We start from the raw sequence: 17,142 nt of genomic DNA, 5'->3' as shown, positions 1-17,142 counted from the left end.
GAACGATGCCTAGAGCTTTGACCCTCGCCGCCATCGAGGCGATGGACGCCGCCGATCCGCTGGGCCCGATACGCGAGAGGTTCACGCTGCCGGAAGGGATCGTCTATCTCGACGGCAATTCGCTCGGACCCGCTTCGCCTGCCGTTTTCGGCGAACTCGAAAAGACAGCCAGGGACGAATGGGGCGAGGGGCTGATCCGCAGCTGGAACACGGCCGGCTGGTTCGACCTGCCCATCACGCTCGGCGACCGTATCGGGCGGCTCATCGGCGCGGAGCCCGGCCAGACCGTCGTCTGCGACACGACCTCCATCAATATCTACAAGGCCGTGCACGCGGCGATGGGGCTGCGGCCGGAGCGCCCGGTAATCGTCGCCGAAGCCAGCAGCTTCCCGACCGACCTCTATATGGCCGAGGGCGTGCTCTCCACGCGCACGGGCACGCGGATGCTGCTCGAGGGCGTCGATGCGCCGGCCATCGAGGATTTGATCGATGAGCGCACCGCCGTCGTTCTCGTCAACCACGTCAACTACAAGTCCGGTGAGCTGCGCGACCTGGCGGTCCTGACGCGCAGGGCGCATGAGGCTGGCGCGCTGGTCGTCTGGGATATCTGCCATTCGGCGGGCGCCCTGCCGGTCGAGCTCGACCGTGCGAATGTCGATTTCGCGGTCGGCTGCACCTACAAATATCTGAATGGGGGACCCGGATCGCCGGCCTTCATCTATGTCGCAAGGCGGCATCAGGCCGAGGCGCTCCAGCCGCTCAGCGGCTGGTGGGGCCATGCGCGCCCCTTCGCCTTCGAGCCGCATTTTCACGGCGATGCCGGCATCCGGAAATTCCAGTGCGGCACGCAGCCGGTGCTCTCGCTGAGGGCGCTGCAAGCTGCGCTCGATGCCTGGGAGGGTGTCGAGATGACGGCGGTGCGCGAAAAGAGCCTAGCGCTCACGGACCTGTTCATCCGGCTGGTCGAGGCGCGATGCGGGGGGGTCGGCCTGACGCTTGAAAGCCCCCGCGAACGGGCAAGGCGCGGCAGCCAGGTCTCCTTCGCCCACCCTCACGCCTATGAGGTCATGCAGGCGCTGATCGAACGGGGCGTGATCGGCGACTTCCGTGCGCCTTCCACAATGCGTTTCGGCTTCACGCCGCTTTATCTGAGCTACCGCGATGTCTGGTACGCAGTCGAAGTGCTGGAGGAGGTGCTGCGGACGGAGGCGTGGAGGGAGGAGCGGTTTGCGGTAAGGGCGGCCGTGACCTAGAGCGGAATGCGCTCAGGGCGGTCAGACCCCTAGATACCGGTCCTGCAGGTCCGGCGTGAGCGCCTGAGGTGTGCCCTCGAATACGGTCACGCCCTTTTCCAGAACGAAGCAGCGGTCGGCGACCGCCAGGAGTTCCGAGAGTGTCTTGTCGACAACCAGGATCGATTGGCCGCCTGCCTTGAGCTTTGCGATGGCCGCCCAGATGTCGCGGCGGATCACCGGCGCGAGCCCCTCCGTCGCCTCGTCGAGGACAAGAAGGCGAGGATTGGTCATCAGTGCGCGGCCGATCGCCAGCATCTGCTGCTCACCGCCCGACAGGGTGTTGGCGTATTGGTTGCGCCGTTCGCCGAGCCTGGGAAAGAGGTCCACCACTTTCTGCAGCGTCCATTCGCCATTGCGGGCGGCGGCGACAAGGTTTTCCGTCACCGTGAGGTTGGGGAAGCAGCGGCGGCCCTCCGGCACCAGGCCAAGCCCCAGCCGTGCAATGCGGTGAGGAAGCTTCCCCGCGATCTCCCGTCCGGCGAAGCGGATGGTCCCGGAGCGCGGCCGGATAAGGCCGAAAATCGTGCGGATCGTCGTCGTCTTGCCCATCCCGTTGCGGCCCATCAGGGCGACGACCTCGCCCTCCTTCACATCCAGGCCGACGCCGAACAGCGCCTGAGAGGCGCCATAAAAGCTTTCGAGACGGTCGACTTCGAGCAGGCTCACGCGGCGTCCCCCAGATAGGCCCGGCGAACCTCGGGATCGTTGCGGATCTCGTCCACCTTGCCCGTGGCGATGATGCGGCCATAGACGAGTACGGAGATGCGGTCGGCGAGCGCGAAGACGGCGTCCATGTCGTGCTCCACGAGAAGGATCGGTGCTTCGCGGCGCAAATCGTCGAGGAATCTCGTCAGGCTCTTCGAGCCTTCAGGTCCCATGCCGGCCATAGGCTCGTCGAGCAGGAACGCCTTTGGCCCGAGCGCCAGGGCAATGGCGATTTCCAGCTGGCGGCGCTCGCCATGGGAAAGCTCGGCGGCCGGCACCTGCGCGCGCGCCGCAAGGCCAACCCGCTCCAGCATCGCCATGGCTGGTTCGGTGAGGCTTTTGTCGCGCATCACCGGGCGGAAGAAGCGCAGGCTCGATCCTTGTTTCGCCTGCACCGCAAGCATGACATTGCGGAGGGCGGAAAATTCCTGCGCGAGCGAGGAGGTCTGGAAACTGCGTGCCAGCCCCAGCCGCGCCCGCGCCGCCATGCCGAGGCCGCCAATATCCTGCCCGAGGAAGCGGATCGTGCCGCCGTCGGGCTTGAGCGCCCCGGATATCTGGTGGATCAGCGTGCTCTTGCCGGCGCCGTTCGGGCCGATGAGGGCATGAATTTCGCCGGGCAGCAGCGTCAGGCTGACGCCGTCCGTTGCCTTCAGCGCACCGAAGCTTTTCCGCAGGTCGCGGATCTCGAGCACCGGGTCAGCCATGGCGCGCCCTCCCGGCGAGAAGGCCGATCAGTCCGCCGCGCGCAAAGAGCACGACGCCGAGCAGGATGAGCCCAAGAAAGAACTGCCAGCGCTCGGTGATCCCGCCCAGCACATATTCAAGCAGAACGAAGAGCATGGCGCCGGCCACCGGCCCGAATTGCCGGCCGATGCCGCCCAGCACGATGAGCACGATCAGCTCGCCCGACATATGCCAGGAAAGCATGGAGGGGCTGGCGAAGCGGTTGAGGTCAGCAAAGAGCGCTCCCGCCAGCCCGGTGACCATCGCCGAAATGGCAAAGGCGACCAGACGGATCTTGAAGGGCGGAATGCCCACTGCGGCGAGGCGGGTGGCGTTCTGCCTTGCCGCCTGGAGTGCAGCCCCGAAACGCGAATCCCGCAGGAATCGGAAGAGCAGAAGGCCGAGAAGAAGCAGGACGTAGCAGATGAGGAAGAAGGGGAGGGGCTGCGCCGTGTTCAGCCCCGGAAAGGTGTTGCGCACATAGATGGAAAGCCCGTCCTCGCCGCCATAGGCGGGCCAGGAGACGGCGAAATAATAGATCATCTGCGCGAAGGCGAGCGTGATCATGATGAAATAGACGCCGGCGGTGCGCAGGCTCACCGCCCCGATCGGCAGCGCGACGAGGCCGCAGACGACGATCGCGACGAGCCAGATCACCGGCATGGAGGTCGTGGAGGCAATCCCGAAAAGCAGCGGCTCTGCATTGAAGGCGTGGGTCGCCAGCACGCCCGCGGCATAGCCGCCCAGCCCGAAGAAGGCTGCGTGGCCGAAAGAGACGAGGCCGCCAAGCCCCAGCGCGATGTTGAGCCCCACTGCCGCCAGCGCAAGTACGGCAATGCGCGTGGCAAGGGTGACATAGAATGGCTCGCCCATGTAGGAGGCGGCGATCGGCACCGCGAGAAGCAGAAGCGCAAGAAGCGCGTTGGCGAAGGTTTCGCGCGTCATCGGCCCCTCACGACTGCGCGGAGAACAGGCCGCTCGGCCTGATCGCCAGGATGAGCGCCATAACGATATAGATCAGCATGGAGGCAAGCGCCGCGCCCACGAGATTGGCCTGCGAGGCCGGAAGCATCAGCGACAGTGCCTGCGGAAGCAGGAAGCGGCCCATAGTGTCGACCACGCCGACGAGGACGGCGCCGAACAGCGCGCCCTTGATGGAGCCGATGCCGCCGATCACGATCACCACGAAGGCGAGGATCAGCACCGGCTCGCCCATTCCCACCTGCACCGATTGCAGCGCGCCGACAAGAGCTCCGGCAAGGCCGGCGAGCGCCGCACCGAGGGCGAACACGACCGTATAGAGGGTGGAGATGTCGACGCCCAGGGCGGCGATCATCTCGCGGTCCGACTCGCCCGCGCGGATGCGCATGCCGAGCCGGGTGCGGGAAATCAGCAGGTAAAGGCCGGCGGCCACGACGACGCCGACGCCGATGACGGCCAGTCGGTAGAGCTGATACTGGCCTCCGCCGGGCAGGGGCACGGCCCCCTGGAGCAGCGGTGGGATATCGAGATAGAGGGGAAAGGAGCCGAACAGCCAGCGCGTGCCTTCGGAAAAGATCAGGATGAGCGCGAAGGTCGCAAGCACCTGGTCGAGATGGTCGCGCTGATAGAGCCGGCGGATGACGAGCACCTCCACGATCGCGCCGGCGGCGGCGGCCGCTACCAGGCTGGCCGCAAGGCCGATCCAGAAGGAGCCGGTGGCGGACGCGATCATCGCACAGGCAAACGCGCCGACCATGTAGAGGGAGCCATGCGCGAGGTTTATGAGGCCCATGACGCCGAAGATGAGCGTCAGGCCGGCCGCCATCAGGAACAGCATGACGCCGAGCTGCAGGCCGTTCAGGAGCTGTTCAAGGAGGAGGGCAGCGGACAATGGGCAGGATCCGGGGAAGGGGTATCAGGGCATCGAGCTACCGGTCATGCCGGGTGGCTGACCGCCGGTAGAAAGTTCGCTGTAGCGGCCTTTACACCCCTCTCCGGCTGTCGAGCCTGAGAGGGGTGCTGCGGGGGCCCGTATATCCGGTCGGCAGGGAGTCCGTAGACGAGCCGCTCCGGCCTCGCGCATGCCGCCCAGCTACTGCATCTGGCATTGTTCGGCGTAGGCGTCCTTGTGATCCTCGAAGGCCGTGGCGACGATCTTGTTGGTCAGCACGTCGCCCTCCTTGATGACCTCGCGGATATAGATGTCCTGGATGGGGTGGTTGTTTGTATTGAACTCGAAGTCGCCGCGCACGGATGCAAAATCAGCCTCCTTCAATGCCGCCCTGAAAGCTTCCTTGTCCTTCACGCTTGCCTTGGACAGGGCGGACAGGATGAGGTTTGCCGTATCCCAGCTCTGTGCCGCGTAGATGGAGGGCAGCCGGCCGTACTCCGCCTGGAACGCCTCGACGAATTTCTTGTTGGCCTCGTTGTCGAGGTCCTTGGACCAGGAGGCCGAGTTCTTCACGCCGAGGGCGGCATCTCCCACGGCCGGCAGCACGTCCTGGCTGAAGGAGAAGCTCGGGCCCATGACGGGAATACCGACGCCCGATTGCGCGTATTGCTTCATGAAGGCGATGCCCATGCCGCCCGGCAGGAAGAAGAACACCGAATCCGCTCCCGAGGCGCGGATCTGCGCGATCTCGGCGGCATAGTCGGTCTGGCCTACCTGCGTATAAAGCTCGCCGGCAAGCTCGCCCTTGTAGAATCGCTTGAAACCTGTGAGCGAATCCTTGCCCGCCGGATAGTTGGGCGCGAGAATGAATGTCTTCTTGTAGTTCTCGCTGGCGTATTGCCCCATCGCCTCGTGGAAATTGTCGTTCTGATAGGCGACGTTGAAATAGTTCGGGTTGCAGTTGGCGCCGGCCAGTGCCGAGGGGCCGGCATTGGGCGACAAGTAGATGATGTCCTGCGCCACCACATTGGGCACCACGGCCATGGCCAGGTTCGACCAGATGATGCCGGTCATCAGGTCGACCTTGTCGCTCTGGATCATCTTCTCGGCGATCTGCACCGCGAGTTCGGGCTTCTGGGCGTCGTCCTCGATGACGAGCTCGATCTCCTCGTTGCCCGCCTGCTTCATGGCGAGCGTGAAGGCGTCGCGCATGTCGATGCCGAGCCCGGCGCCGCCGCCCGACAAGGTGGTGATGACGCCGATCTTCACCGGCTCGGCATAGGCCAGGCTGGAGGCCACGAGGCTCAGCCCGAAAATGCCTGCTGCAATGCTTTTCATCGAGTATCCTCCCTAGAAGCTCATGTTTTCAGAGCCTGGTGCGAACTTTCCAGAGTTCTGGAAACAGTTCAACCTCCAGCATCTTTTTGAGATACGAAACCCCGGCGGTGCCGCCGGTGCCGCGCTTCAGGCCGATGATGCGCTCCACCGTCGTTACATGGTTGAAGCGCCAGCGGCGGAAATAGTCCTCGAAATCCACCAGCTTCTCGGCCAGTTCGTAGAACTGCCAGTAGCGCTGCGGATCGCGATAGACCGTGCGCCAGGCCTCCAGCACCTCCTCACTCTCGGAGCGGGCCTGCCGCCAGTCGCTGCGCCTGCCGTCGGCGCCGATATCGAAGCCGCTGCGGCCGAGCAGGAGGATCGCCTCGTCATAAAGCGAGGGTTCCGCCAGGATCGCCTCCAGCTTCTGCACCACCTCCTGCCGGTGCGCATGCGGGCGCAGCATCGCGGGATTCCTGTTGCCGGCCATGAACTCGATGGCACGGTACTGCCAGGACTGGAAGCCGGAGGATTGGCCAAGCGCGCCGCGGAATTCGGTGTATTCACTCGGCGTCATCGTCCGCAGCACGTCCCAGGCGCTGTTCAATTGCTCGAAGATGCGCGCCACCCGGGACAGCATCTTGAAGGACGGCTCCAGATTGTCGGCGCGGATCATGCGCATCGCCGAGCTGATTTCGTGCAGGGCAAGCTTCATCCAGAGTTCGGAGGTCTGGTGCTGGATGATGAACAGCAACTCGTCATGCGAGGAGGACAGGGGTTCCTGGGCCTCGAGCACGCGCTCCAGATGCAGATAGTCGCTATAGGACATGCGGTCCCGGAACGACATCTCGGCACCTTCCGCCGCGGGATCGTGGGGCTCGGTCAAGTGGGGCTCTCCGTCCTCAGCCGGAAGCGCTGGATCTTTCCGGTCAGCGTCTTGGGCAGGGCGTCGGTGAACCTGATCGAGCGCGGGTATTTGTAGGGCGCGATGGTGGCCTTCACATGATCCTGCAGCCGCTTGACGCAGGCCTCGTCCCGCGCCACGCCCTCAACCAGCACCACATGGGCCTCCACGATCTGACCGCGCTCCTGGTCGGGCGCGCCGATCACCGCGCATTCGGCGACGTCGGGATGGGCCAGCAGCGCCGCCTCCACCTCCGGCCCGGCTATATTGTAGCCGGCGCTGATGATCATGTCGTCGGAACGGGCGACGAAGTGGAAATAGCCTTCCTCGTCCTGGAGGAATGTGTCCCCGGTGATGTTCCAGCCATTGCGCACATAGTCGCGCTGTCGGTCATCGGCCATGTAGCGGCACCCGGTGGGGCCGCGGACGGCCAGCCTGCCGGGCGTACCGCGCGGTACTTCGCGCATGTCCTCGTCCACGATGCGGGCCTCGTAGCCGCCCACCGCCCGGCCGGTCGAGCCGGGCCTCAGCTCACCGAAGCGGTTGGAGATGAAGATGTGCAGCATCTCGGTCGAGCCGATCCCGTCGACAATCGGCTTACCGGTCTTCCTCATCCATTCCTCGAAGACGGGCCCCGGCAGGGTCTCGCCGGCCGAGACGGCGGCGCGCAGCGAAGAAAGATCCGCGCCTTCGTCCATGGCCTTCAGCATGGCCCGGTAGGCCGTCGGCGCGGTGAAGGAGACAGTCGCCTTGTAGGTCTCGATGATGTCGATCATGTTGGCCGGCGTCGCATGCTCCAGAAGCGTGGCCGCCGCGCCGAAACGGAGGGGAAAGATCGCCAGCCCGCCGAGGCCGAAGGTGAAGGCAAGCGGCGGGGAGCCGACGAAGATGTCGTCCGGCGTCACCTGCAGGATCTCCTTCGCATAGGCATCGGCGATGATCAGCAGATCGCGGTGGAAATGCATCGTCGCCTTGGGTACGCCCGTCGTGCCCGAGGTGAAGCCGAGCAGCGCCACGTCGTCACGGCCGGTCTTCACGGCCTCGAAGGTGACGGGCTTGCCGAGCGCGATGCGGTCAAGCTCGGCATCGTGATTGGCCGTGCCGTCGAAGCCCACCACCTGCTTGAGGAAACGGCTGTCCTTGGCGCAGGCGACGAGCTCGTCCATCAGCCGCGTATCGCAAAGGGCGAGGCCGACCTCCGCCTTGTCGACGATCTTGGCAAGCTCGCCCGCGCGCAGCATGGGCATGGTGTTGACGACCACCGCGCCGGCCTTGGTGGCGGCCAGCCAGCAGGCGACCATGGCCGGATTGTTGGCGGAGCGGATCAGCACCCGGTTGCCCGGCTTTATCCCGTAATTCTCGACCAGCGCATGGGCGAGCCGGTTGGTCCAGTCGGAGAGCTCCTTGTAGGTGCGCCGCCGGCCATTGCCGATCAGCGCCGTCCGGTCGCCGAAGCCCTGCTCGACCATCCGGTCGGTGAGCTCCACGGCGGCATTGAGATATTCGGGATACTGGAAGCCGTCGAGCAGGAAGTCCGGCCACTCCTCCGGCGGCGGAAGGTTGTCGCGCGTGAAGGTGTCGATATGGGCCGACGGACCTAGCATGGCCGGGCTCTCCGCATAAGCGCCGCGGCAGGCCGGCGGCTGCCGCCTCGGCCGGGCCTGGAGCATGCGGGGATTACGATCGGCACGGCGAGCCTCCCACTCTCGTGACACGGTTCCCAGCATGACATTGCCCGAAAAATACTTCAAGCCTAAAACTTCTCCTGCGCGCTGTTGACTTGGATGCTTTTCCTGCCGCTCAATGCAGCGCCATTCAGCGGAGGGGCCGATGTTCGAGCGAAGGATTGCCGACTGGGACGATGCCTACGCAAACGGGCCGAACATCCCGAACAGCGACCGCTGGCCGGCCCTTTGGATAGAACCGGCGCGGGACTTCCGAGATCGGCTCGCCGCAGCCAGCCGCGCCAGGCTGGACATCTCCTATGGACAGAGGGAGCGCAACCGGCTCGACCTCTTTCTGCCCGACAAGGCGCCCATAGGTCTCGTCGTCTTCGTCCACGGCGGGTACTGGATGAGGTTCGACAAGAGTTTCTGGTCGCATCTTGCTGCCGGGCCGGTGGAAAGCGGCTATGCCGTAGCCATGCCCTCCTACACGCTCTGCCCCGAGATCAGGATCGCCGGCATCGTGGAGGAGATCGGCGCTGCCGTGGAAGCGGCGGCGCAGATGGTGGGGGGGCCCGTAATGCTCGCCGGCCACTCGGCCGGGGGGCACCTTGCCAGCCGGATGGTCTCCGCCACTACGCCGCTTGCGGCGGAGATGCGGGCGCGGATCCGCCGCGTCGTCTCGATTTCCGGCGTGCACGACCTCCGTCCCATCATGCGCACCGCGATGAACGGCACGCTCGGCATTGGCGAGGCGGAGGCGCTTGCCGAGAGCCCGGCGTTGCTGCGGCCGCTGGAGGGGGCGCGCGTCACCTGCTGGGTCGGCGGCGGCGAGCGCGCCGAATTCCTGCGCCAGAATGCGCTGCTCGCCAATATCTGGGCCGGCCTCGGCGCGGCCACGTCCGAGGTGGTCGAGCCGGACAAGCATCATTTCTCCGTGATCGACGGCCTTGCCGATCCGGCTCATCCGCTGACGCGGGCCCTTCTCGCAGAATAATTCGCGGCGCTCCGCAGGGCCGGTCCAAGGGCGGCGCTGCGGCCTTTTCATCGATCGCCGTGGGCCGGCGTGGTAATGCAAGAATCTGTGCGATGAGGCGAAGTATACGGCCACGAAACTCCTGCCCGTCCGCTGCGAGCAGGAGAGATTGACGGCCTAACAACTCCTCCGATACATTTTATCCATGCCTTACCGCAGCAAAGCAAAAGAAGCAGGCATTCTGAATCCCGCTGAAGTGGAACTACTTGGGCGTGTGTTCGACAAGACGTCCCTGCCAGCTGAAACAGATCATGACCGGGAAGCACGCGCCTCGCGAATTCTCGGCTATTATCTTGCCGGGATCACCGACGAGGACGAATTGACCACGCTGGCAAAGCAGCCTTTGGGCCGGTAGGCGCTCGTTTCGGGGTAGGGGCTTCTTTTCGATCGCGGTCCCTTCCGCTCCCTCAAAGAGGCGCGATTTTTTCCGTCTTCCCGCTCTGGATCACTGCCTGAGCATCTGCTAGAAATCCCGCCTGAAATCGATTTCATCGAGCTTCAAAGGAGGAGAACATGAAGAAATCCGTTTTGCTTGCCGCTGCCGCGGCCGTAGTGCTTTCTGCTGTCGGCGCGCAGGCGCAGGACTTCACCATCGGCCTGTCGAACGGCTGGGTGGGCAGCGAGTGGCGCACGCAGATGATCGAGGAAGCCCAGGAAGCGGCCAAGAAGTGGGCGGACAAGGGCGTCAATGTCGAGGTCGTCGTGCAGAGCGCCAATGTGGACGTGCCCGGGCAGATCGCCCATGTGCGCAACTTCATCAACCAGGGCGTCGACGCGATCATCATCAACCCGAACAGCCCGACTGCCTTCGATCCGGTCTTCGCGCAGGCCAAGGAGGCTGGAATCCTGGTGATCTCGACCGACGCCGAGGTCTCCTCGCCCGACGCCATCTATGTCGGCATCGACCAGACCGCCTGGGGTGCTGCCGGCGCCAAGTGGCTTGCCGAGACGCTGGGCGGCAAGGGCGAGGTGGTCGCCATCAACGGCGTGGCGGGCCATCCGGCCAACGAGATGCGCGTGGCGGGCTACCGCAGCGTGTTCAAGGACTATCCGGACATCAAGGTGGTGAACGAGGTCAACGCCAACTGGGATCAGGCGCAGGGCCAACAGGCCATGCAGAACATCCTTGCCACCTATCCCAACATCAATGGCGTCTGGGTGCAGGACGGCATGGCGGCGGGCGCCTGGCGCTCCATCATTGATGCCGGCAAGACCAACGACATCGCCGCGACCGGGGAAATCCGCAAGGACTTCATCGATCTGTGGGTTGAGAACAACCTCAACTCCGGGGCCTCGGTGAACCCTCCCGGCGTGATGGCGAGCGCGCTAAACGTTGCCGTCCTCATGCTGCAGGGCAAGGAACTGAAGCAGCCCGCCACGGCCGGCCAGTACGGCAACGCCATGTATCTGGAAATCCCCTTCATCGACAGCAGCAATGTGAAGGAGATCCACTCCCAGCTCGAGGGCAAGCCGGGCCACTATTCCTACACGCACTCCCTTTCCATCGAGGAAGCCGAAGCTCTCTTCAAGTAAGCTCCTCCGAAGCTGGGGCGCGCCTGCCTTCGGCGGGCGCGCTCGCGCATCCAATGGTGATCGCATGGCGCATCTTTCGATCCGCGGCGCGCGCAAGGCCTATGGCGCGACCATCGCGCTCAGCCGGGGCGACTTCGACCTCAAGGAGGGAGAGGTCCACGTGCTCATCGGCTCGAACGGCTCCGGCAAAAGCACGCTGTGCAAGATCGTCGCCGGTAGCGTGCGTCCCGATGCCGGCGAGGTGCTGATCAACGGAAAGCCCGTTTCGATCGACGGGCCGCGCGCCGCGCGTGGGCTTGGCATTGCCACGTTCTATCAGGAACTCAGCCTTGCCGCCCACCGGACGGTGGCGGAAAACATAGGCCTGCCGGAACTGCCCGCCAAAGGCGGAATCTTCGTCGATCGTGACCGGCTGAAGGCGGTCGCGGAGCGCTATATCTCGCGCTTTGCTGATGTGGCGGGTAAGGGGTTTTCCGCCGATACGCGGGTGGAGCATCTGCGCGAGGATCAGCGCCAGCTCGTCGAGATCATGAAGACGCTGGCGACCGAGGCGCCAATCCTGATCTTCGACGAGCCGACCTCCTCTCTCGACCGCTCCCAGGTGGAGCGCTTCTTCGACGTATTGCGGGAATTGAAGGCGCAGGGCCGCGGTATCGTCTTCATCTCGCACCGCATGGACGAGATTTTCGCCATCGGCGACCGGGTCACCGTCATCCGCGACGGCGAGACGGTCGCCACCTCGCTCATCTCGCAGACCGACCCCTCCGCCATCATCCGCCAGATGGTTGGCGAGCAGGGCGAGCTTGCGGCGGCGGACGGCGCGCCGCCGGCGGCAGCCGCCGAAAGTTCGGAAACCGTGCTTGCCGTCACGGGGCTCGGCGGGCGCGGCTTTGCCAATGTCAGTTTCGAGGTCGGGCGCGGCGAGATTGTCGGGTTCGGCGGGCTGCACGGCCAGGGCCAGTCGGCCGTGCTGCGCTCCATCTTCGGCGTCAGCCCGGCAAGCCAGGGCACCATCCGCCTCAAGGGCGAGGAACGGACGATCCGCTCGCCGCGTGAGGCGATCCGCAACGGTCTTGCCTATGTCTCCGGCGACCGCGGGCGCGATGGCGTGGTGCATGGGCGCCCGATCCTGGAGAATGTCACGCCAATCCATTTCCTACGCAATAAGCTATCTGTAGTGCGGCCCGGCAGCCTCCGCGAGCGCGCGGCCAAGCCCCTTTCGGCGCTGAAGACGCGTTTTGCCGGATACGATCAGCCCGTCAACGCGCTCTCGGGCGGCAACCAGCAGAAGATCGTGATCGCGCGCTGGCTGATCGACCGGCCGGACGTGCTCCTGCTCGACGACCCGACGAAGGGCATCGACCTCCAGGCCAAGGCCGATCTCTTCGCCCTGATCCGCTCGCTTGCGGCGGAAGGCATGGGCATCGTGCTCTATTCGTCCGAGGATGCCGAGCTGCTCGCGAATGCCGACCGGATCCTCGTTTTCAATGGCGGCTCGGTGAGCCGCGAGCTCAAGGGCGCCGACCGCACCCGCTATAACCTCTATCACGCCGCATACGAGGCCGCATGATGAGCGCCAGCGAAACGACAGCCGCCTCGCGGTCGGGCATTGCGGGGCTCGTGGAGCGGTTTCCTTTCCTGCCGGCGCTCGTCATCCTCATCGTGCTCCTGGCGCTCAATGGCTGGTTCCAGCCGAACAGCCTCGGCTTCCGTGCCATCACCGGCCTCATCAGCACCTATCTCGCGCTGATGATGCTGGCCGTGGCGCAGACCTATGTGGTCTACTCGGGCGACGTGGATCTTTCCGTCGGGGCGATCCTCTCGCTCGTCAATTGCGCCATTGTCGTGCTGATGGAGCGCTGGGGCGGGGGCGGCGGCGCGGTGCTCGCCGCCTGCGCGGTCGGCATCCTGACGGGGCTTGCCTGCGGGCTCCTGAATGGCGTTGTGGTGGCGGTGCTCCGGCTGCAGGCGATCGTCGCCACCTTCGCCACCAGCATCCTCTTCACCGGCATGGCGCTCTATGTTTTGCCGGTGGCGGGCACGCCGGCGCCGACGGTCTACTGGCGCACTTATGGCGGCCGCTTCTTCGAGATCCCCTTCGTCTTCTATGTGGTCGCAGCGCTCGCGATCGTGCTCGCCATCGCCGTCCGCGCGCGACTCACGACGCAGATGCTCGCCGTCGGAGACGATGCGTTCAAGGCATTCCAGAGCGGGCTGCCGGTCACCGCGATCCGGCTGAAAGGCTATGTCCTCTGCGGGCTCTTCTCGGCGCTTGCCGCCCTTTGCATCACCGGCGACACGGCGAGCGGCGATCCGCTGGTGGGCGGCGCCATGACGCTCTATTCGGTTGCGGCCGTAGTACTGGGCGGTACGGCGCTTTCCGGCGGGCGCGGCTCGGTGGGGGGATCGGTACTGGGCGCGCTTATCATCGGGCTCATCAGCTCCTTCGTCTTCTATGTCGGCACGCCCTCGCAATGGCAGAACCTGGTGCAGGGGCTCGCCATCCTGCTCGCGCTGATGCTGGGCATCCTTGTCACGCGGAGGGTCCGGGCATGAGCGTGGAGACCGCCGGCAGGGCAGGGGTGTCGCGCTTTTCCGCGGGCGCGCTGGTCAGGCAGCCGCTGGTCATCGCCCTGGTGCTGATCGTCGCCCTCCTCGCGCTGGGGGAGATGCTTTCGCCAGGCTTTGCCTCCCCGCAGCAGATCCTGCGTCTCCTGATCGTCGCTGCGCTGCTCGGCATTGTCGCGGCGGGGCAGAACCTCGTCATTCTGGGCGGACGGGAAGGCATTGACCTCTCCGTCGGCGGTGTCGTCTCCCTGAGCGCGATCCTTGCCGGCAATGTCATGAACGGCTCGGACGCGGGCATCCTGCCCGCCATCCTCGCCTGCCTGGCCGTCGGGGCGCTGTTCGGCACCTTCAACGGCATCGGCGTCACGCTGCTGCGCATCCCGCCTCTGGTGATGACGCTCGGCATGCTCGGCGTGTTGCAGGGGCTTCTTGTCGTCATCCGCCAGGGTGTGCCTTCCGGCCGCGCCGCGCCGGCGCTCGCCGAATTCGTCACGCGTCCATTCCTCCTGGGCTTGCCGGGCATCATCTGGCTGTGGCTCCTGATCGGCGTGGCGATGGCCTTCCTTCTGCGGCGCACCGTCTTCGGCTACCGCGTCTACGCGATCGGCTCCAACGAGCAGGCGGCGATGCTTGCGGGGGTGCCTGTGCGGCTCATACGCATCCTGCTCTTCACGCTTTCCGGTGCATTTGCGGCGCTCGCCGGGCTCTGCCTCATCGGCTATGCCGGCACGTCCTTCGCGAATGTGGGCGAACTCTACATGCTGCCCTCCATCATCGCCGTCGTACTGGGCGGTACGCCTCTGTCGGGCGGCAAGGGCGGTTATACGGGCACAATGGCGGGCGCGGTGCTGCTCGTCATCCTGCAGAGCATTCTGACCACCATCAATATCGACGAATCCGGCCGGCAGATGATCTTCGGCCTCACCCTGCTCGTCCTGATGATGTTCTATGGCCGCGGGCGGGCCATGCGTGCATGAACCGCGCCAGGATCAAGGATATCGCCCAGGAGCTGGGGGTCTCGCCCGCCACGGTGTCGCGCGCCTTGAGCGATTCCGGTCTGGTCGCCGAGCCGACACGCAGCCGCATCCGCGAGGCGGCGCAGCGGCTGAATTATCGCCCTAATGTGAGCGCGCGCAACCTGCGCACACAGCGTTCCATGGCCGTGCTCATGGTCGTGCGCGATGTCGGCAATCCCTTCTATCTCGACATCATGAAGGGCGTGGAAGCGGCGGCGCGGGAGGCCGGTTATTCCGTGCTCATGGGCAATACCGAGAACAATGCCGAGCGCGAGGTCGAGTATTTCGACATGCTGCGGGACGGCCATGCGGACGGGATGATCCTTATCACCGGAAAACTGCCGGAGCGGGAAGGCTTTCCGCAGGAGCTGGCGGACCTGCCGGTGGTGGTTGCCCTGGAGCCGATCGAGGAGAGCGGGTTTCCGCACGTCATGATCGACAATGCGGGCGCCGCGCGCGAGGCGGTGGCGCATCTGCTCTCGCTCGGCCATACGCGCATCGCCCATATCGCCGGGCCCATCCCCGAGCCGATGGCGGTGCTGCGCCGCGAAGGCTACCGGCAGGCGATGCGTGAAGCAGGCCTTCCCATCCCGCAAGGCTACGAAGCGGTGGGCGACTATCTGCTGCGTTCCGGCGAAACCTGCTGCCGGGAGCTTCTTTCGCTGGCGCAGCCGCCGACTGCCATCTTCGCCGCCAATGACGAAATGGCCTTCGGCGCCATCAACGAATTGCGACGCCTCGGCCTCGCCGTGCCCGAGAAGATATCGGTCGTGGGTTTCGACGACATATTCCTAAGTCAGGCTTTCTATCCGCCGCTTACCACGGTGAGCCAGCCACGGACGGAGATCGGCACGGAAGCCATGCGCCTGCTGCTCAAGGTGCTCGCGGGCGAGGACAGGACCGGGGAGGTGGTCATGATGCCGACCTCCTTCCGCGTAAGGGGCTCGACCGCGCCCGCCGGCTGAGCGCGCCAGGAGAATAGGAGAATGAGAATGACCGGTTTTCCGAAAGAAAAACTTCGCGTCGGCTTCGTCGGGTCGGGCTTTATCGCCCAGTTCCATCTGCGCTCCATGATCGGCGTGCGCAACGTGGAGGTGACGGGCGTGTACAGCCGCAGCGCGGAGCGCCGCGACCGCATCGTTTCCATCGTCGATGAGCTTGGGCTGGGAACCTGCACCGCCCATGAAAGCCTGGAAAGCCTGTTGCGGGCCGAAAATGTCGACGCGATCTGGATCCTGTCGCCCAACCACACGCGCCTCGGAGTCATGCGCAAGCTGCATGAGGAGGTGAAGGGCGGCCGCAGCCAGGTCTTTGCCGTCGCCTGCGAGAAGCCGCTCGCCCGCACGGTGGCCGAAGCGCGCGAGATGGTGCGGCTGGCGGAAGATGCGGGCCTCAACCACGGCTATCTGGAAAACCAGGTCTTCTGCACGCCCGTGCTGCGCGGCAAGGAGATCATCTGGCGGCGCGCGGCCTCCACCACCGGCCGGCCCTATCTCGCCCGCGCGGCGGAGGAGCATTCCGGGCCGCATGAGGCCTGGTTCTGGCAGGGGGACCAGCAGGGCGGCGGCGTGCTCTCCGACATGATGTGCCATAGCGTCGAGGTGGCGCGGCATCTGCTCACCGCGCCGGGCGCGCCGCGCAACTCGCTGAAGGTCAAGGCGGTGAACGGTACGGTCGCCACACTCAAATGGACGCGTCCACACTATGCGGACCTGCTGCGCGATCGCTACGGGGCCGAGGTCGACTACCGCAACCGCCCGTCCGAGGACTTTGCCCGCGGCACCGTCGAATTGGAAGACGAGAATGGCAACGAGCTGATGATCGAGGCCACGACCTCCTGGGCCTATGTCGGCGCCGGGCTACGCATCCAGCTCGAACTGCTTGGGCCGGAATACGCTATGGAGTTCAACTCGCTCGGGACGGGGCTGAAAGTATTCATGTCGCGCGCCGTCACCGGCTCGGAAGGCGAGGACCTGGTCGAAAAGCAGAATGCCGAACAAGGCCTTATGCCGGTGCTGGAGGACGAGGCGGGCGTCTACGGCTATACGGACGAGAACCGTCACATGGTCGAGTGCTTCCGGAAGGGCGAGAGGCCGCTCGAGACTTTCCATGACGGGCTCGCCGTGGTCGAGATCCTCATGGGGCTCTACCGCTCGGCCGAACTCGGCCAGACGGTGCGCTTCCCCGCGCCGGAGCTCGAGGACTATGTCCCGCCGGTGGCCCGACCGCGCCAGTAACCTGCAACACAATGCCCTCCGTCGCCGTCACGCGGAAGCAAGAGCAAAATTCAGCAGAGTTGTCTCTGGACGCCTCTTGAACGGGGGATATCTTGCCGCTATGCGTGTCGCACCAGGCCGGGCCCCTCTGGCAGCCTTCTCCAGGCTGTGATGTCGGACTGGATGTCCTTCGGGTGGCCTGATGCCGGTGGAGTCTGACTGACCCTCTGACGCCCAAGAACTGTGCCACTTATGTGGCCGTGGGCGCTTGGGTACGCGACTCCGCCGC

At 65.3% G+C, this 17,142-nt stretch carries 16 protein-coding genes; 9 read left to right on the top strand and 7 right to left on the bottom strand.

The features are described 5' to 3' along the window. Positions 1-5: 5 nt before the first annotated feature. Positions 6-1,253 carry a kynureninase gene (gene kynU / locus RIN79_RS02600; protein ID WP_309083051.1) on the top strand — a complete coding sequence of 416 codons (1,248 nt, stop codon included), beginning with the start codon at positions 6-8 and terminating at the stop codon, positions 1,251-1,253. A gap of 21 nt (positions 1,254-1,274) precedes the next feature. Here kynU and RIN79_RS02595 read toward each other — a convergent pair whose 3' ends face one another. The 7 genes from RIN79_RS02595 to RIN79_RS02565 all read right to left on the bottom strand — a co-directional run bounded on the left by RIN79_RS02595 (position 1,275) and on the right by RIN79_RS02565 (position 8,424). Then, entirely contained in the window at positions 1,275-1,961 is a 687-nt protein-coding gene (locus tag RIN79_RS02595; protein WP_309083050.1) for an ABC transporter ATP-binding protein, read from the bottom strand. Continuing rightward, positions 1,958-2,707, bottom strand: coding sequence for an ABC transporter ATP-binding protein (locus RIN79_RS02590; protein WP_309083049.1), 750 nt, complete (start codon positions 2,705-2,707; stop codon positions 1,958-1,960). Before RIN79_RS02590 ends, RIN79_RS02595 begins: the two co-directional genes overlap by 4 nt. Further along, on the bottom strand, positions 2,700-3,671 hold the full coding sequence (locus RIN79_RS02585; protein ID WP_309083048.1) for a branched-chain amino acid ABC transporter permease: 972 nt from the start codon (positions 3,669-3,671) through the stop codon (positions 2,700-2,702). Before RIN79_RS02585 ends, RIN79_RS02590 begins: the two co-directional genes overlap by 8 nt. A gap of 7 nt (positions 3,672-3,678) precedes the next feature. Continuing rightward, positions 3,679-4,599 carry a branched-chain amino acid ABC transporter permease gene (locus RIN79_RS02580; protein WP_309083047.1) on the bottom strand — a complete coding sequence of 307 codons (921 nt, stop codon included), beginning with the start codon at positions 4,597-4,599 and terminating at the stop codon, positions 3,679-3,681. A 201-nt stretch (positions 4,600-4,800) separates the two neighbouring features. After that, positions 4,801-5,937: an ABC transporter substrate-binding protein gene (locus tag RIN79_RS02575; RefSeq protein ID WP_309083046.1), complete on the bottom strand. Its 1,137-nt coding sequence runs from the start codon at positions 5,935-5,937 to the stop codon at positions 4,801-4,803. A 28-nt stretch (positions 5,938-5,965) separates the two neighbouring features. Then, entirely contained in the window at positions 5,966-6,802 is an 837-nt protein-coding gene (gene kynA, locus RIN79_RS02570) for a tryptophan 2,3-dioxygenase (protein WP_309083045.1), read from the bottom strand. Further along, complete coding sequence (locus RIN79_RS02565; RefSeq protein WP_309083044.1) at positions 6,799-8,424, bottom strand: AMP-binding protein; 1,626 nt, start codon at positions 8,422-8,424, stop codon at positions 6,799-6,801. Before RIN79_RS02565 ends, kynA begins: the two co-directional genes overlap by 4 nt. 226 nt (positions 8,425-8,650) lie before the next feature. On the opposite strand from RIN79_RS02565, the gene RIN79_RS02560 reads away from it, so the two are divergent. The 8 genes from RIN79_RS02560 (at position 8,651) to RIN79_RS02525 (ending at position 16,874) form a co-directional block, all read left to right on the top strand. Next, positions 8,651-9,481 carry an alpha/beta hydrolase gene (locus RIN79_RS02560; protein WP_309083043.1) on the top strand — a complete coding sequence of 277 codons (831 nt, stop codon included), beginning with the start codon at positions 8,651-8,653 and terminating at the stop codon, positions 9,479-9,481. Between the two features lie 184 nt (positions 9,482-9,665). Further along, on the top strand, positions 9,666-9,875 hold the full coding sequence (locus RIN79_RS02555; RefSeq protein ID WP_309083042.1) for a hypothetical protein: 210 nt from the start codon (positions 9,666-9,668) through the stop codon (positions 9,873-9,875). Positions 9,876-10,033: 158 nt separating this feature from the next. After that, positions 10,034-11,053, top strand: coding sequence for an ABC transporter substrate-binding protein (locus RIN79_RS02550; protein ID WP_309083041.1), 1,020 nt, complete (start codon positions 10,034-10,036; stop codon positions 11,051-11,053). Between the two features lie 64 nt (positions 11,054-11,117). Further along, positions 11,118-12,623: a sugar ABC transporter ATP-binding protein gene (locus RIN79_RS02545; RefSeq protein WP_309083040.1), complete on the top strand. Its 1,506-nt coding sequence runs from the start codon at positions 11,118-11,120 to the stop codon at positions 12,621-12,623. Then, on the top strand, positions 12,623-13,609 hold the full coding sequence (locus tag RIN79_RS02540; RefSeq protein WP_309083039.1) for an ABC transporter permease: 987 nt from the start codon (positions 12,623-12,625) through the stop codon (positions 13,607-13,609). Before RIN79_RS02545 ends, RIN79_RS02540 begins: the two co-directional genes overlap by 1 nt. Next, on the top strand, positions 13,606-14,598 hold the full coding sequence (locus RIN79_RS02535; protein ID WP_309083038.1) for an ABC transporter permease: 993 nt from the start codon (positions 13,606-13,608) through the stop codon (positions 14,596-14,598). Before RIN79_RS02540 ends, RIN79_RS02535 begins: the two co-directional genes overlap by 4 nt. Next, complete coding sequence (locus RIN79_RS02530; RefSeq protein WP_309083037.1) at positions 14,595-15,602, top strand: LacI family DNA-binding transcriptional regulator; 1,008 nt, start codon at positions 14,595-14,597, stop codon at positions 15,600-15,602. Before RIN79_RS02535 ends, RIN79_RS02530 begins: the two co-directional genes overlap by 4 nt. 27 nt (positions 15,603-15,629) lie before the next feature. Continuing rightward, complete coding sequence (locus RIN79_RS02525) at positions 15,630-16,874, top strand: Gfo/Idh/MocA family oxidoreductase (protein WP_309083036.1); 1,245 nt, start codon at positions 15,630-15,632, stop codon at positions 16,872-16,874. Positions 16,875-17,142 lie beyond the last annotated feature (268 nt).

Source organism: Chelativorans sp. (assembly GCF_031180965.1).
In the GTDB taxonomy this organism is placed as follows: Bacteria; Pseudomonadota; Alphaproteobacteria; order Rhizobiales; family Rhizobiaceae; genus Chelativorans.
This window is presented reverse-complemented; position numbering and strand designations above follow the sequence as displayed.

Bases quoted from the DNA above. Each gene is read 5' to 3' on its own strand.
- RIN79_RS02525 (WP_309083036.1), top strand. From the start codon at position 15,630: ATGACCGGTTTTCCGAAAGAAAAACTTCGCGTCGGCTTCGTCGGGTCG.
- kynU (WP_309083051.1), top strand. From the start codon at position 6: ATGCCTAGAGCTTTGACCCTCGCCGCCATCGAGGCGATGGACGCCGCC.
- RIN79_RS02540 (WP_309083039.1), top strand. From the start codon at position 12,623: ATGAGCGCCAGCGAAACGACAGCCGCCTCGCGGTCGGGCATTGCGGGG.
- RIN79_RS02535 (WP_309083038.1), top strand. From the start codon at position 13,606: ATGAGCGTGGAGACCGCCGGCAGGGCAGGGGTGTCGCGCTTTTCCGCG.
- RIN79_RS02565 (WP_309083044.1), bottom strand. From the start codon at position 8,424: ATGCTAGGTCCGTCGGCCCATATCGACACCTTCACGCGCGACAACCTT.
- RIN79_RS02550 (WP_309083041.1), top strand. From the start codon at position 10,034: ATGAAGAAATCCGTTTTGCTTGCCGCTGCCGCGGCCGTAGTGCTTTCT.
- RIN79_RS02590 (WP_309083049.1), bottom strand. From the start codon at position 2,707: ATGGCTGACCCGGTGCTCGAGATCCGCGACCTGCGGAAAAGCTTCGGT.
- RIN79_RS02575 (WP_309083046.1), bottom strand. From the start codon at position 5,937: ATGAAAAGCATTGCAGCAGGCATTTTCGGGCTGAGCCTCGTGGCCTCC.
- RIN79_RS02555 (WP_309083042.1), top strand. From the start codon at position 9,666: ATGCCTTACCGCAGCAAAGCAAAAGAAGCAGGCATTCTGAATCCCGCT.
- RIN79_RS02560 (WP_309083043.1), top strand. From the start codon at position 8,651: ATGTTCGAGCGAAGGATTGCCGACTGGGACGATGCCTACGCAAACGGG.
- RIN79_RS02585 (WP_309083048.1), bottom strand. From the start codon at position 3,671: ATGACGCGCGAAACCTTCGCCAACGCGCTTCTTGCGCTTCTGCTTCTC.
- RIN79_RS02545 (WP_309083040.1), top strand. From the start codon at position 11,118: ATGGCGCATCTTTCGATCCGCGGCGCGCGCAAGGCCTATGGCGCGACC.
- RIN79_RS02530 (WP_309083037.1), top strand. From the start codon at position 14,595: ATGAACCGCGCCAGGATCAAGGATATCGCCCAGGAGCTGGGGGTCTCG.